We start from the raw sequence: 13,721 nt of genomic DNA, 5'->3' as shown, positions 1-13,721 counted from the left end.
GCAAAGCGGCCTTGCAATATATGGCCACTTCTGGCAAAGTGGCCTGATGATTGGCAGGAAAATTGGTGCCACTTCGCTCTCGCGCCTGATGGGCGGATGGCAGGCGGATTCGACGCGCGGCCCTGCCTACCGCCAGATCCAGCAGGCGCTTCGCCTGTTGATCCTCGACGGCCGGCTGCCAATCGGCCTGCGACTTCCGGGCGAGCGCAACCTGGCCTCGGCACTGGACGTCAGCCGGACGACCGTGGCGACGGCCTATGGCGAGCTTCGCGACCTCGGCTTCATCGCCAGCCGACACGGATCGGGCAGCATCACCCGCCTGCCGCACGACCTTCCGGAGGACCCCGCCCACCTTACCGGTGAGGCGGAAATCGATTTTTCGATTGCTGCGTTGCCCGCGCCGAAAGAGGTTCACGCCGCCTATGCCGAGTCGCTGGCCGAGCTGCCGCGTTATTTGCCGACGATCGGTTACGAGCCCGCCGGCCTCCCCGTCCTCCGCGCGGTAATTGCCGACCGTTACGCGCACCATGGCGTCCCGACCGACCCGGAGCAGATTTTGGTCACCCAGGGCGCCCAGCACGGGCTGGTCCTGCTACTGGCCCTGCTCGCCCGCCCCGGCGATCCAGTGGTGATCGACCATCCGACCTATTCCAAGGCGATCGAAGCGATCCGCGCCGCCTCCTGCCAGCCGGTGGCGGTCAATCTTCCGGATTCGGGCTGGGACGCCGAACAATGGCAGTCGGCCATCCGCCACAGCGGCGCGAAACTCGCCTATCTGCTGCCGGACTTCCACAATCCGACCGGGCGGTTGATGGACCGCGAGTGCCGCCAGCGCATGGCCGAGGTAGCGGCCCGAAGCGGCTGCCACCTAATGGTCGACGAGACGATGATCGACCTGTGGCTCGATGTGCCGCGGCCCATCTCCCTGGCGGCGTTCGACCAGCAAGAGCATGTCCTTTCTCTCGGATCGATGGGCAAAAGCTTTTGGGGCGGCCTTCGGATGGGCTGGATCCGCGCCGGCCGCGACATCGTCGCCGCACTCAGCGCCGCCCGCGCCGCCAATGATATGGGCAGCCCGATCCTCGAGCAGCTTGCTGCCACCGCCCTGCTTCGCCGTCCCGAAACCATCCTCGACGAGCGGCGCCAGGCGATCCGCGAGCAGCGCGACCATTTGCTGCGGCTGGTTGGCGACTTGCTGCCCGACTGGAAGGTCGACGTGCCGCCGGGCGGCCTTTCGGCCTGGGCCGAGCTGCCGCGCCCGGTCAGCTCGGCACTTGCCGTGGCGGCGCACGACCTCGGCGTCCGCATTGCGCCAGGCAGCAGGTTCGGGGTCGGCGGGGCGTTCGAGCGCTTCGTCCGGCTGCCCTTTGCCCTGCCCGTTCCCGTCCTGTCAGAGGTAGTCGAACGGCTGGCCCAAGCGTGGCGGCAGATCAACGCCGCTGGCAGCGGCACCTCAATCCCCGCAACGGCGCAGCTGACCGAAGCGATCTAGTCAGCCGCCGCTGCGGCCCTTGAACCCCTGGGCGATGACATACCATTCGCTCGAATCCTTGCGGCTGGCGGGCGGCTTGGCATGTTTCACGCTCGCAAAATGGCGCTTCAGCTCGGCGACGAGGTTGTTATCCGCCCCGCCTGCCAGCACCTTGGCAACATAGGCGCCACCGGGGCGCAGCACTTCGCAGGCGAACTCCATCCCCGCCTCGACCAGCGTCATGGTCCGAAGGTGGTCGGTTTGGGGATGGCCGACGGTGTTGGCGGCCATGTCAGACATCACCAGGTCGACTTCGTCAGTGCCGATCGCCTCGCGCAGCTTCGCCGGAGCGTCCTCGTCCATAAAGTCCATCTGCAGGATGGCGACGCCGTCGATCGGGTCGGTCGGCAGCAGGTCGATTCCGGCGATCTTGGCCGTCTTGGACTGCCGCCGGACGACCTGGCTCCAGCCGCCCGGGGCGATACCAAGGTCGACCACCGCCTTGACCCCCTTTAGCAGCCCATATTTCTCGTCGAGCTCGATCAGCTTGTAAGCGGCACGGCTGCGATAGCCCTCGGCCTTGGCCCGTTTCACATAGGGATCATTGAGCTGCCGCTCGAGCCAGCGGGTCGAGCTGACCTTGCGCCCCTTGGCGGACTTCAGCCGGGTCACAGCTGGTAGCCGTCGCGCGCCATCAGCGAGCGCAATATGCCCTCACGGATGCCGCGGTCGGCAATCCCCAGCACTTCGGCCGGCCAGATGTCGAGAATGGCCTCCAAGATCGCGCACCCCGCCACCACCATATCGGCCCGTTCGGCGCCAATGCAGGGCAGGCCGCAGCGCTGCTCCAGGTCCATTTCCGCGATCATCGCCGAGATCCGGCGCATGTCGCCGACCGGCACATGCAGGCCGTCGATCAACCGCCGGTCATAAGCCGGCAGGCACAGGTGGACGCTGGCCAGCGTCGTCACCGTGCCGCTGGTGCCGAGCAACCGGACATTCTCCAGCTTGGCCGGCAGCATTTCGACGAAATGGGCGAAGCTGCGATGGACCCGCTCGCGCATCCGCTCATAGGCCTTGACCCGGTCCGGGCCCTCGATCGCCGCCCTGCCCTCGCTCTCGGTCAGCGACACGACGCCCCACGGCGCCGACCACCAGGCTCGGATGCGGGGGTGCGGTTCGCCCGGTTCGACCAGCACCAGCTCGGTCGAGCCACCACCAATGTCGAAGATCAGCGCCGGGCCGTCGCCAGGTTCGAGCAGCTTGTGGCAGCCGAGCACCGCCAGCCGCGCCTCTTCCTGCGGAGCGATGATTTCGAGCGCGATACCGGTCTCATGCTTGACCCTGGCGGCGAATTCCCGGCCATTGACTGCGCGCCGCAGGGCCTCAGTCGCCACCGATCGCGCCAAGGTCACATGCCGCCGGCGAAGCTTGTCGGCGCACACCGCCAGCGCGTCGACTGCGCGGTCCATCGAGCCCTGCGTCAGCTTGCCACTGGTCGACAGACCTTCGCCCAGGCGGACGATCCGCGAGAAGGCGTCGAGCACGGTGAAGCCACCGTCGCTCGGGCGGGCGATCAACAGGCGGCAATTGTTGGTTCCAAGATCGAGCGCGCCATAGATATCGCGCTGGTGGCCCCTGCGGGGCGGCGGTTTCATTCCGCCGGCCGGTCCCTCGAAGCGGGGGCTCGGCCCACTGGCGACTTGCTGCGCCATCGTCACACGCCCATTTCTATCCTTGGCCGCCCGATTGTCTCGGATGGCTGACTTGGCTTCAGCTTAACCTGAATGAAGCTTGGCGCGCAACTGGCTGCCTTTTCGGCGCAATTTCGGTTAGGATGGGTTGACGGTTTGGGCGGTGCTTTCTATCTGCCCGCCCTCAGCGATTGCCCGATCGTCTAATGGTAAGACTACGGACTCTGACTCCGTCAATCGAGGTTCGAATCCTCGTCGGGCATCCATCGCTTCCGTAACTGTCCGGGGGACAGTTCGGCGGAAGCGATGCTCCTTTCGGCAGCTTCGACTTGAACGCCCGACCTCGGCGGCGCATCACCGCCCCATGAAAATCATCGGCAGTTTCGTCAGCCCTTATGTCCGCAAAGTGCTGGTGTGCATGGAGCTGAAGGGTCTCGACTATGAGGTCGACCCGATCACGCCTTTCTTCGGCAATGACGAGTTCCGCCGGATGAGCCCGCTGTGCCGCATCCCGGTGCTGATCGACGACGGGCTGGTGCTGACCGATTCCACGGTCATCGCCGAATATCTCGACGAGGCCTTTCCCGATCCGCCGCTGATGCCAAAGGACCCGAAGCAGCGCGCCAAGGCCCGCTGGCTCGAGGAATTTGCCGATACTCGGCTTGGCGACGTGTTCATCTGGGGCTTGTTCTACCCAAAAATGGTCCATCCCCGCGTATGGGGAGAGCCGGGCGACCCCGACCGGATCGAACGGTCACTGACCACCGAAATCCCCGCCGCGCTCGACTATCTCGAGGCCGAGCTGCCGGATGATGGTTTCCTGTTCGGTGACATGGGCCTGGCCGACATTTCGATCGCCAGCTTCTTCCGCAACGCCGCCTACACCGGATTCAGCCCCGATCCGTCGCGCTGGCCGCGAGTGGCACGACTGGTCGAGCGGGTCCTCGCCCATCCGGCCTTCGAAAAAATCCACCGGTTCGAGATGATCCAGCTCAACACCTCGATCGAAGGCCGCCGCCAGGCGCTGCAGGAAGCTGGCGCGAGCCTGACGGTCGAGACTTACGGCCAGCGCGAGCCACGCAAGGGCGTGATGCGTTTGTAGCCGGAAAGCTAGTGCCGGGTGGCGTCATCCCCCGACGACGCCACCCGGTCACCGTTGCCCCGCATTCGGGGGGCAAATCGAACCGTCAATGCTGGGTCCCAGCGATCCAATGTTCGAGCCGGGTCTTGAGCGAGCGCCGCGAGGGAATGAAGCCGGGCTGCTGTTGGCCGCCCTCATCGTCGACCTTGTCGTAAAGTGTCAAGTTAACCGGCATCCGCGGTCGGAGCGCCTCGCGGCCCCGCATCAAATCTTCAGCGGCGGCGAGGCTGCGGTGGATATCCTCGGCGGTGAACGGCTTCATCAGGCAGCCCAGTGCCAGGTCGGGCATCGGGAAGTCGGGCGCCCTGCCGGTGATGAAGAAGCAGGGAATGTCGAAATCGCTCATCCGCACCGCAACCGAAAAGCCGGTCGTGCCATGGGCGAGGCGCAGGTCGACCAGCGCCAGGTCGGGTAAATGTTCGGTGGCGGCGGCGACGGCGCTGTCGAGATCGTCGGCGGTGGCGACGACCCGGTAGCGCGGGTTGTCCTCGACCAGATATTTGAGCGTCGTCGCCAGCTGGACGTCGTCTTCGACGATCAGGATCTTCATCACCGCCCAAGGCCCTCCCAGCCTGGATAAATCCTTATCCTTGAATGGGATGCTGCTTGAATCGAGCCGTTAAGCGAATCCCCCGTTGAGCGGGTTAACGCCAGAATGATTCAGCGATGCGACGGGCTGATGGAAAACGCGTGCGTTAAGCGCGGTAAAAAATGTGGGCGCCGATTTTGTTGACCCGGGTCAGGTGGTTACGCCAGCGCGGCGCGACATAGGTGGCATGGTACCACAGGCAGTCGGTGGGGACGCTCTGCACCGCATTGGCGACCGCCAGGCGGGTAACGCCGAGCGCCTTGCGCCATGCGTCGGACGTCCGGTCGACGGACGGAAAGCGCCCGCGGCGGACGAACGAGAACTGGGCCGGCTGCTTGACCACACCGCACCAGCTGGCCGGATAGACGCCCGAGGCGGCCCGGTTCATGATCACCTTGGCAACTGCCATCTGGCCTTCCAGGCTTTCGCCCCGCGCCTCATGATAGACCGCGACCGCTACGCAATTGGCTTCGTCGGTTAGCGGCGCGCCGGTCGCGAACCGGTCGACGAGCGCATAAAGAGGCCAGCCGGCCTTTTGCAGGACATTGGCCTCGCGCGCGACGGCCGCGTCCGATCCGAACGCGACGACCGGGCCGGCCGCATCCGGGCCGGCAACCGCGGCGGCGGTTTGCACCACCGCCTGGACCACCGGCAGGTTGTTGACTTGCTGGGCCAAGGCCTGGCCCGAGCTGCTGACGCCTAGCAACAGGACAGCAGCGATCGCCGACGCACTGCCGGCACCCAAAATCTTCTTCAATCTTTGCTCTAACTATGGCGGCCGTCCGTCCGTCGATCGCGAAAAAGTGAAGCAACCATTGCTACTGGCGATCGCGGAGGGCTCGTCCGTCTTGCCCCGGGGTCCCGCTTCAAACCGGAAGCATGTGCGGACCCACCCGCTGATTAATTTGTTGCAGTGCACATAAGGATTGTGTGCGATGCCGCAATCGTTACGGCGATGAGTCGAGCCCATCACGGGGTGAATGACCGGAACTCTGAACAAATTGACAGATTTCTGCGGCTTTTCCTGACTTCCCCACTGCCGCATCCCTCGCTAAGCGCAATTTTGAGGAGTTTTCGACCAATGGCCTATTGGCTGATGAAATCCGAGCCGGGCAGCTACAGCTGGGATAATCTAGTTCGCGATGGCGGCACTATGTGGGACGGCGTCCGCAATAATGCCGCCCGGCTCCACCTCCGGGCGATGAAGGCCGGCGACCAGGCGCTCTTTTATCACAGCATGGATGAGCGGGCGGTGGTCGGCATCATGAAGATCACAGGGCCCGGCCAGCCTGACGGCGAAGAGGGCACCTGGGTCAAGGTGCCGGTCGAGCCGGTCCGCGCGCTGGCCAAGCCGGTGACGCTGGCGGCGATCAAGGCCGAGCCGAGGCTGGCCAAGATGGAACTGATCCGCCAGTCGCGCCTTTCGGTCGCTCCCGTGCGTGACGAGGAATGGAAATTGGTTTTGGAGATGGCGAAGTGAAGTTGCTGGCGGTTTTTGCGGCCGTCCTGGCGACCACCTCTGCGCCCACCCACGATTGGAAACTCACGCCCTCTGGCTGGGGCCCGGTGCGGATCGGCATGACACGCGCGCAGGTGTCGAAGGTGCTCCACGTCGAGTTGCAGGGCAATTTCATCGACAATGAAGGCACCTGTCAGGAGTTGGTCGGCGTGGACGATGCCCTCCTCGGACTCTTTTTCATGTTCGATGACGGCAAGCTGAAACGGATCTCGGCCAGCGAACCGAGCGCGGTCGTCACGCCGCGCGGCATCCATGTCGGCTCGACTGACGAGGAAGTGCGCAAGGCCTATGGCACCGAGCTCAAGGTCGAGCCGAACCATTATGAGGCACCACCGGCGGAATATCTGACCTATTGGCTCAAGCCGGAGAAAAGCGGCGTCCGCTTCGAAACCGACGTGAACGGCAAGGTCGAGACGATCCATGCAGGAGATTCGAGCATTCAGCTCGTCGAGGGTTGCGCCTGATCGGAGCAAGGCCGGGCTAGCTTTGGATAATCAGGTGACTATGGTCGCTCGGCTGCAAAACCTCACGCTGGGGACCGAATGAGCCTCCTGAAGCCCAATCGAAGCGCGAAGATCGGCATCGCCATGGCTGCGCTTGCCATGCTCGCGCTACTGGCCGTGGTTAGCGGCGTGGTCATTCGCTGGTGCCCGCGCGGCGAGGACTGCAGGCAAACCAGCCAGATCCTGTTCGGAATCGGCGTGCTCGTCAGCTTCGTGGCGTCGGTGGCGATCGGCCTCATCGCCCGGGACATTGCCGACCGCTACGCGGCCAGGCATTCCCGTTAAATCAAAACACCGCTTTTCGAGTGTCGAACGCCTGCCGGACGATCATTGGATCGCCGACGACCAGTGCACCAAGCACGGCTGCTTCTTTTCGAGCGCCAGCGGCGACCTCCTCGCTTGCTTGGAGATGAGCGAGCGAATCCCAATAGGAGATGCCGACGTATCGGCTCGCGCCCGGCTCAACAAACGCCTGATAGCCGAGGAACCCATCCAGCGTTTCAAATTTTGGCGTGATTCGGTCACGAAACAGGGTCACGACCGGATCAACCGGCCGACCACCTGTATCGAATATTCCGACGCGGGCAAAAGTCATCGTCGGCCCCTTTTTGAAACGGCGGAAGCCTAGGCTGCTTCCATCTTCCGCGATTCCCGCTTCCGCTCGTGCGGGTCGAGGAAGCGTTTGCGGATGCGGATCGCCTTGGGCGTGACCTCGACCAGCTCGTCGTCCTGGATATAAGCGATCGCCTGCTCCAGCGTCATCCGCCGCGGCGGGGTCAGGCGGATGCCTTCATCTTTGGGGCCGGACGCGCGAAAATTGGTGAGCTGTTTCGATTTCAGCGGGTTGACCTCAAGGTCCTGGACCTTGGCATTCTCGCCAATCACCATGCCCTCGTAGAGCATCTCGCCGGGCGTGATGAACAGGATCCCGCGATCTTCCAGCGCGCTCAGCGCATAGGCCACCGCCGGGCCTTGCTCCATCGAGATCAGCACGCCGTTCTGCCGGCCGCTGATCGGGCCCTTGTAAGGTCCGTATTTCTCGAACAGCCGGTTCATGATGCCGGTGCCGCGCGTGTCGGACAGGAATTCGCCATGATAGCCGATCAGGCCGCGCGACGGGGCCGAGAAGGTCAGCCGGGTCTTGCCGCCGCCCGACGGGCGCATGTCGGTCATCTCCGCCTTGCGCATCGCCATCTTGTCGATGACCGTGCCGGAAAATTCGTCGTCGACGTCGATCACCACCGTCTCGTACGGCTCCTCGCGGCCCCCAGATGCACTTTGCGCTCCGTCACGGAACAGCACGCGCGGGCGGCTGATCGACAGTTCGAAGCCCTCACGGCGCAGGGTCTCGATGAGGACGCCGAGCTGCAGCTCGCCGCGCCCGGCGACCTCAAAGGCGTCGCCACCCTGGGTTTCGCTGACCTTGATCGCGACATTGCCTTCCGCCTCGCGCTCCAAACGGTCGCGGATCACCCGGCTTTGCACCTTGTCGCCGTCCTTGCCGGCGAAGGGGCTGTCGTTGACGGCGAAGCTCATCGCCAGCGTCGGCGGGTCGATTTCGCGCGCATGGAGCGGCTCGGCGATGGTCGGCTCGCCGATCGTGTTGGAGACGGTCGCCTTCACCAGCCCAGCGATAGCGACGATGTCACCTGCCTGCGCCGTTTCGACCGGCGTGCGGTCAAGCCCGCGGAAGGCAAACACCTTGGTCGCGCGGCCGTCCTCGACGACATTGCCATTCACGTCCATTGCCCGGATCGGCATGTTGACGTTGAGCGTGCCGCTCTCGATCCGGCCGGTCAGGATACGGCCGAGGAACGGATCGCGGTCGAGCAGCGTGGCGAGCATCTTGAACTCGCCCTTGGTGTCTAGGTTCGGCTTCGGCACATGCTTGACGATAGTTTCGAACATCGGAGTGAGATCACCCTCGCGGACGTCATCGGTCAGGCCGGCATAGCCGGCGCGGCCCGAAGCATAGAGCGTCGGGAAATCCAATTGCTCGTCGTTGGCCTCGAGGTTCAGGAATAGCTCGAACACTTCGTCCAGCACTTCGGCCGGACGCGCATCGGGCCGGTCGATCTTGTTGACCACGACAATCGGCTTCAGGCCCAGGCTCAGCGCCTTGCCGGTAACGAACTTGGTCTGCGGCATCGGCCCTTCGGCGCTGTCGACCAGCAGGATCACGCCGTCGACCATGCTGAGGATGCGCTCGACCTCGGCGCCGAAGTCGGCGTGGCCCGGCGTGTCGACGATGTTGATGTGCGTGGTAACGCCATTGGCGTCACTCCATTCGACCGAAGTGCACTTGGCGAGGATGGTGATGCCCCGCTCCTTCTCGAGGTCGTTCGAATCCATTGCGCGTTCCTCGACGCGCTGGTTGTCGCGGAAGGTGCCCGACTGGCGGAAAAGCTGGTCGACGAGCGTGGTCTTGCCATGATCGACGTGGGCGATGATCGCCACGTTGCGCAGATTCATTATCGATGTCCGTGAGTAAGAGTTGGCGGGCCCTTAGCTCAAATGCTGCACTGCGGCAACCACGGCTTAGTGGGTGACCGCCGCCTCCGCGGCTTCGGGAGCGACCAAATCGGGTTTGCGAGAGGATGCGTAGAGTAAGGTCAGCCCAGCATAAGTCACCACCACTGCAACCAGCCAGCGCAGCAATTCAAGTTCTGCCTTCTTGATGATGAAGGCGGCGAACAGAACTGATGGGATCGCGCCAATGGTAAGGCCAAGTACAACCCGCCAGTCGAGCTTGACCTTGCGGACGCACTGATAGCCCGCCGCGATCCCGGAGAATCCGGCGCCCGCCGCCATGATCGGGAAGGACAGGCGAGGGTCCATCCCCATCAGGCTGAACATGGCCAGCGACGGCGCATAATTGCCCACTCCGAAACTGAGCAGGATGCCGAAGATAAGGTTCGCGACGATGGCTCCGACCGTCAAAACCGGAGGTAGGGAATTGGCGGTCCCGCCGACCGGCAGCAGCTGCAGGTTCGCGAAAACGAAAAACAGCGCGGCAATGAGCAGTGCAACTCCGACGATGGCCTGGATCAGGCGGACCGGTGATCGCGCCGCGATCGGCACGCCCAGATAGCCGCCAACCACGATTGCGACGATGCACCCGAACAGTAGGACCGGATCGACATCGATTAGGGTCAGGAAAATCACCCCCTGCAGGATCGCCGGGATGGTGTAGCCGATGAACATGGTCAGCGGCATCAGCCGGTCCGGCACCATCTTGCGAAACCGGAACCAGGCGATGGTCGGCGCGAACGACCCGATTCCGAGTGTGTCTAAGAAGTTGGTTACGGCGGCAAGCGCCATTGTCTCGGGCTTCGGCACCAATTGGCCCGTCTTCTTCGCCTCGCGGACGATGCCAATGAACAGGCCAATCGCACCAAGGCTCAACCCGCCCACCAACAGGATCAACAGCATGAGGATGCTCTCCTAGCGCGGTAGTCGTTCGAGGATTTCGATCCCGCGCTCCAGCGCACGCAATTCGCTCGCCGCGAGCTTGCCGAGCCGCCCTTCAAGCGTCTGGTCGGCGACCGGTGGCCGGTTGAGATATTCGCGCCCCGCGTCGGTCAGCCGAAGCTGAAGCCGGCGGCGGTTCTCAGGGTCCGCCTGGCGGTCGACGAACCCGGCGCGAACCAGCGTATCGATCGCGCGGCTGATCGCCGGTGCGCCGCGCTTCACTCTGGCCGCGACCTGGTTGAGCGTGCCCGGCTCGGTCATTTGCACCGCCGCCAGCAAGTCGCGTTGCTGACCCATCGCCTTGGCCGCGGCAGTGTCGCCGCCAAGCAGTTCGACCAATCGTGCGAAGCGCGCCGCAATGGCGCCCGGTGATGCCGTCCCCCACATGAAATTGAGCCTATCAAAGATTTCGCTTTTGGCAAATTTGCACTATCGCAAGTGTGATGGCGCCGCGCCCCAAGCTTCCCCGCACCGTCTGGATTCTCGGCATCGTCAGCTTGCTGATGGACCTGTCGAGCGAGATTTATCACGCGCTGCTGCCAGCCTTCCTGACGATCACGCTCGGACTGCCGGTGGCGGCGATGGGCGCGCTCGACGGCATTGCCGAGGCGACCGCCAATATTGCCAAGCTGGTGTCCGGCCGGCTCAGCGACCGCAGCCAGCGGCGCAAGCCGTGGATCCTGCTCGGCTATGGCATGGCGGCGCTGTCCAAGCCTTTGTTCCCGCTCGCCGATGGAGCATTGCCGGTGCTTGGCGCCCGGTTTGTCGACCGGATCGGCAAGGGCATCCGCGGCGCCCCGCGCGATGCGATGATCGCCGACGAAACGCCGCCTGCGCTGCGCGGCGCGGCCTATGGCCTCCGCCAGGCGATGGACACGGTCGGCGGCTTCCTCGCCCCCCTGTTCGCAGTTGGCATGATGCTGCTGCTGGCCAACGACATTCGCACGGTGTTCTGGATCGCGGTCATCCCCGCATTCCTGTCGTTCATGTTTGCCTGGGCCATGCTCCGCGAACCGGCGCGCCACCTTGCCACCAACACCAACGTAGCATGGGGCGGCTGGCGTTCGCTTGATGCCCAGGTCCGCCGGCTGATCGGCGTCGGCTTCCTGTTCGGCCTGGCGCGCTTTTCGGAGAGCTTCCTGATCCTGAAGGCGATGGACGTCGGGTTGGGCGCCGCCTGGTCGCCGCTGGTCCTCGCCCTTTTTAGCCTAGCCTATTTGCTGCTCGCCTATCCGGCCGGTGCGCTCAGCGATCGCATCGATCCCAAATCGCTGCTGCTCGCCGGGATCGCCGTGCTGGTCGCCGCCGACCTGTGGCTGGCAGAGGCGACAACGCTGTGGGCGGTGGCGTTAGGCGTCATTCTGTGGGGCGCGCATATGGCGCTGACCCAGGGGATATTCGCGCGAATGATCGCCGATGCCGCGCCCAAGGCTCAGCGCGCTTCCAGCTTCGGTGCTTTCTTCTTCGCCAGCGGAGTGTCCGCCCTGCTCGCCAGCCTGGGCGCCGGCTTGTTGTGGGACCGCGGCGGACCCGCCGACACCTTCCTCACCGCCGCCGGCATCGCCGCGCTGGCGGGTACAATGGCCTGGCTAATGCCGAAGCGCGACTAACGACGGCGTCTAAACGGCCACATCCGGTCGGCGACATTGGTCGGGGACAGGAACTGGTTGTAGAGCGCCGCACTGACATGAAGCACGGCAAGTGCCACGGTCGTCCAAACCAGCACCTCGTGAACGTCGCCGAAATCGTTGTCGGGACCGATGCCTGGGATTGCCGGCAAGCTTAGGCCCAACTGCAAGGGCACCCAGCCGTCCTCGGCGCGTCCGGAAACGGCCGCGAGCCCGGTCAGCGGCAAGGCCACCAGCAGGAAATAGAAAAGGCGGTGATTCCACACTGCAACGAATCGCTGCCACCGCGGATAGTCGGACGGATAGGGCGGCGGCGGGTTGATCAACCGGACAGCCAGCCGGATCAGCGCCAAGATCAGGATCGCAGCGCCCCAGGTCTTGTGCCACCCGAATACGAACGCCCGTTCCTCCGTACCCTTTGGCAGGTTCTTGAAGGTGAAGCCGATGTAGATTTGCATCAGCACCAGGACCGCAGTGATCCAGTGAATCCACATCACGATCTTGCGATAGCGGACCGTGCGCGGGCCGGTGCTTTCGGACACCATATAATCGGACATCGAATACTCCCTGCTAGGCTCGGTCACGCTTGCCGGTGGAACGCCAAGTTGCAACCCCAAGCATTAAGGCTCCGGCGATGGCGCCGGCCAGTGCAACGAGCGGAATGACGAATTCGCTCCACCGCGGCCAGGGATCGTCACCGAACAGGAAAATCCAGGCGAAGCCGGCTGCTCCGCCGCCAACCGCGATCAGCCCTGCCCATCCGCCAATCATGGCGGCCAGGGCGGTCAACACGATCCGCGACCAGCGGGACATCGGCTCAGCGGCCGAACTTCTCGCCCTTTTCGGCCTTGTCGAGCAGCAATTGCGAGAAGCTGAAGTCGCTTCCCATCCGCGCTTCCTGTGCCTTCAGGCCGTCGACGATCTTCGTGAGCCCCTCGGTATCGGCCCAGAACATCGGGCCTCCGCGATAGACCGGCCAGCCATAGCCATAGACCCACACCACATCGATGTCGGACGCGCGCTGGGCCATTCCTTCCTCGAGGATCTTCGCGCCCTCGTTGACCATCGTGTAGAGTGTGCGCTCGACGATTTCCTCGTCATCGATCTGGCGGCGGGTGACGCCATGCTTGGCCGCGAAATCCTCGATGATCTGCTGCACGACCGGTGATGACGACGGACGGCGCTTCTCGTCATAGTCGTAGAAGCCGGCGCCCTTCTTCTGGCCCCAGCGGTCGATCGCGCACAGTGCGTCACGGATATTCTCGATCCGGTTCGGGTCGCGGTGCCAGCCGATGTCGACGCCCGCCAGATCGGCCATCTGGAACGGGCCCATCGGCATTCCGAATTCGACATGGACGCGGTCGACCTGCTCGGGCGTCGCGCCTTCCAGCAGCAGCTTGGTCGCCTCGACCTGGCGCGGCATCAACATGCGGTTGCCGATGAAGCCGTGGCAGACGCCGGCAATGACTGCGACCTTCTTGATCTTCTTGGCCAGCTGCATCGCGGTGACCAGCACGTCGGGTGCGGTCTTGGCGCCGCGCACTACCTCGAGCAGCTTCATCACATTGGCCGGCGAGAAGAAGTGGAGGACGACGACGTCCTGCGGCCGCGAGGTGACCGCGGCGATCTCGTCGATATTCAGATAGCTGGTGTTCGAAGCGAGGATCGCGGCGTGCTTCACGGTCTGGTCGAGCCGGGTGAAGAT

Annotated in this window: 17 protein-coding genes and 1 tRNA gene; 7 read left to right on the top strand and 11 right to left on the bottom strand. The window is 64.2% G+C overall.

Features of this window, described 5'->3' with window-relative positions:
* Positions 1 to 46: 46 nt before the first annotated feature.
* The gene (locus Q0C64_RS06495; protein ID WP_294121729.1) at positions 47 to 1,492 is read left to right on the top strand and encodes a PLP-dependent aminotransferase family protein; all 1,446 of its coding nucleotides are present in this window, start codon (positions 47 to 49) and stop codon (positions 1,490 to 1,492) included.
* On the opposite strand, the gene Q0C64_RS06490 is transcribed toward Q0C64_RS06495, so the two are convergent.
* Both Q0C64_RS06490 and Q0C64_RS06485 read right to left on the bottom strand, forming a co-directional pair.
* Complete coding sequence (locus Q0C64_RS06490) at positions 1,493 to 2,143, bottom strand: RlmE family RNA methyltransferase (protein ID WP_294121727.1); 651 nt, start codon at positions 2,141 to 2,143, stop codon at positions 1,493 to 1,495.
* Entirely contained in the window at positions 2,140 to 3,129 is a 990-nt protein-coding gene (locus tag Q0C64_RS06485; protein ID WP_294121725.1) for a Ppx/GppA phosphatase family protein, read from the bottom strand. The genes Q0C64_RS06490 and Q0C64_RS06485 overlap by 4 nt, the downstream gene beginning before the upstream one ends.
* 228 nt (positions 3,130 to 3,357) lie before the next feature.
* On the opposite strand from Q0C64_RS06485, the gene Q0C64_RS06480 reads away from it, so the two are divergent.
* A tRNA-Gln gene (locus Q0C64_RS06480) sits at positions 3,358 to 3,431 on the top strand.
* A gap of 98 nt (positions 3,432 to 3,529) precedes the next feature.
* Positions 3,530 to 4,267 (top strand): glutathione S-transferase family protein, encoded by a 738-nt coding sequence (locus Q0C64_RS06475; RefSeq protein WP_294121723.1) that lies wholly within the window; start codon positions 3,530 to 3,532, stop codon positions 4,265 to 4,267.
* Positions 4,268 to 4,352: 85 nt separating this feature from the next.
* Here Q0C64_RS06475 and Q0C64_RS06470 read toward each other — a convergent pair whose 3' ends face one another.
* Both Q0C64_RS06470 and Q0C64_RS06465 read right to left on the bottom strand, forming a co-directional pair.
* Positions 4,353 to 4,856, bottom strand: a complete 504-nt coding sequence (locus Q0C64_RS06470; RefSeq protein ID WP_294121721.1) for a response regulator — start codon at positions 4,854 to 4,856, stop codon at positions 4,353 to 4,355.
* Between the two features lie 145 nt (positions 4,857 to 5,001).
* Positions 5,002 to 5,652 carry a cell wall hydrolase gene (locus Q0C64_RS06465; protein ID WP_294121718.1) on the bottom strand — a complete coding sequence of 217 codons (651 nt, stop codon included), beginning with the start codon at positions 5,650 to 5,652 and terminating at the stop codon, positions 5,002 to 5,004.
* A 324-nt stretch (positions 5,653 to 5,976) separates the two neighbouring features.
* Here Q0C64_RS06465 and Q0C64_RS06460 point away from each other — a divergent pair, with 324 nt between their 5' ends.
* The 3 genes from Q0C64_RS06460 to Q0C64_RS06450 all read left to right on the top strand — a co-directional run bounded on the left by Q0C64_RS06460 (position 5,977) and on the right by Q0C64_RS06450 (position 7,202).
* Positions 5,977 to 6,375 (top strand): EVE domain-containing protein, encoded by a 399-nt coding sequence (locus tag Q0C64_RS06460; RefSeq protein WP_294121715.1) that lies wholly within the window; start codon positions 5,977 to 5,979, stop codon positions 6,373 to 6,375.
* Positions 6,372 to 6,878, top strand: coding sequence for a hypothetical protein (locus tag Q0C64_RS06455; RefSeq protein WP_294121713.1), 507 nt, complete (start codon positions 6,372 to 6,374; stop codon positions 6,876 to 6,878). The genes Q0C64_RS06460 and Q0C64_RS06455 overlap by 4 nt, the downstream gene beginning before the upstream one ends.
* A gap of 78 nt (positions 6,879 to 6,956) precedes the next feature.
* Entirely contained in the window at positions 6,957 to 7,202 is a 246-nt protein-coding gene (locus tag Q0C64_RS06450; protein WP_294121712.1) for a hypothetical protein, read from the top strand.
* A 1-nt stretch (position 7,203) separates the two neighbouring features.
* Here Q0C64_RS06450 and Q0C64_RS06445 read toward each other — a convergent pair whose 3' ends face one another.
* The 4 genes from Q0C64_RS06445 to Q0C64_RS06430 all read right to left on the bottom strand — a co-directional run bounded on the left by Q0C64_RS06445 (position 7,204) and on the right by Q0C64_RS06430 (position 10,775).
* Positions 7,204 to 7,512: a hypothetical protein gene (locus Q0C64_RS06445; RefSeq protein ID WP_294121710.1), complete on the bottom strand. Its 309-nt coding sequence runs from the start codon at positions 7,510 to 7,512 to the stop codon at positions 7,204 to 7,206.
* Between the two features lie 29 nt (positions 7,513 to 7,541).
* Positions 7,542 to 9,389, bottom strand: a complete 1,848-nt coding sequence (typA, locus tag Q0C64_RS06440; protein WP_294121708.1) for a translational GTPase TypA — start codon at positions 9,387 to 9,389, stop codon at positions 7,542 to 7,544.
* Between the two features lie 66 nt (positions 9,390 to 9,455).
* A complete protein-coding gene (locus Q0C64_RS06435; RefSeq protein WP_294121705.1) occupies positions 9,456 to 10,349 on the bottom strand; it encodes a sulfite exporter TauE/SafE family protein in 894 nt (297 codons plus the stop codon).
* A 12-nt stretch (positions 10,350 to 10,361) separates the two neighbouring features.
* On the bottom strand, positions 10,362 to 10,775 hold the full coding sequence (locus Q0C64_RS06430) for a MarR family transcriptional regulator (protein WP_294121702.1): 414 nt from the start codon (positions 10,773 to 10,775) through the stop codon (positions 10,362 to 10,364).
* A gap of 56 nt (positions 10,776 to 10,831) precedes the next feature.
* Here Q0C64_RS06430 and Q0C64_RS06425 point away from each other — a divergent pair, with 56 nt between their 5' ends.
* Positions 10,832 to 11,998 carry an MFS transporter gene (locus tag Q0C64_RS06425; RefSeq protein WP_294121700.1) on the top strand — a complete coding sequence of 389 codons (1,167 nt, stop codon included), beginning with the start codon at positions 10,832 to 10,834 and terminating at the stop codon, positions 11,996 to 11,998.
* Here Q0C64_RS06425 and Q0C64_RS06420 read toward each other — a convergent pair.
* The 3 genes from Q0C64_RS06420 to Q0C64_RS06410 form a co-directional block, all read right to left on the bottom strand.
* Complete coding sequence (locus tag Q0C64_RS06420; protein ID WP_294121698.1) at positions 11,995 to 12,573, bottom strand: cytochrome b; 579 nt, start codon at positions 12,571 to 12,573, stop codon at positions 11,995 to 11,997. The two genes, Q0C64_RS06425 and Q0C64_RS06420, sit on opposite strands and share 4 nt — an antisense overlap.
* 13 nt (positions 12,574 to 12,586) lie before the next feature.
* Positions 12,587 to 12,829, bottom strand: a complete 243-nt coding sequence (locus Q0C64_RS06415; RefSeq protein ID WP_294121695.1) for a hypothetical protein — start codon at positions 12,827 to 12,829, stop codon at positions 12,587 to 12,589.
* A 4-nt stretch (positions 12,830 to 12,833) separates the two neighbouring features.
* Positions 12,834 to 13,721, bottom strand: an 888-nt coding sequence (locus Q0C64_RS06410; protein ID WP_294121692.1) for a 3-hydroxyacyl-CoA dehydrogenase, incomplete at its 5' end; no start/stop codon positions are given.

Origin of the sequence: Sphingomonas sp. (assembly GCF_023266535.1) — a bacterium.
In the GTDB taxonomy this organism is placed as follows: Bacteria; Pseudomonadota; Alphaproteobacteria; order Sphingomonadales; family Sphingomonadaceae; genus Sphingomicrobium.
This window is presented reverse-complemented; position numbering and strand designations above follow the sequence as displayed.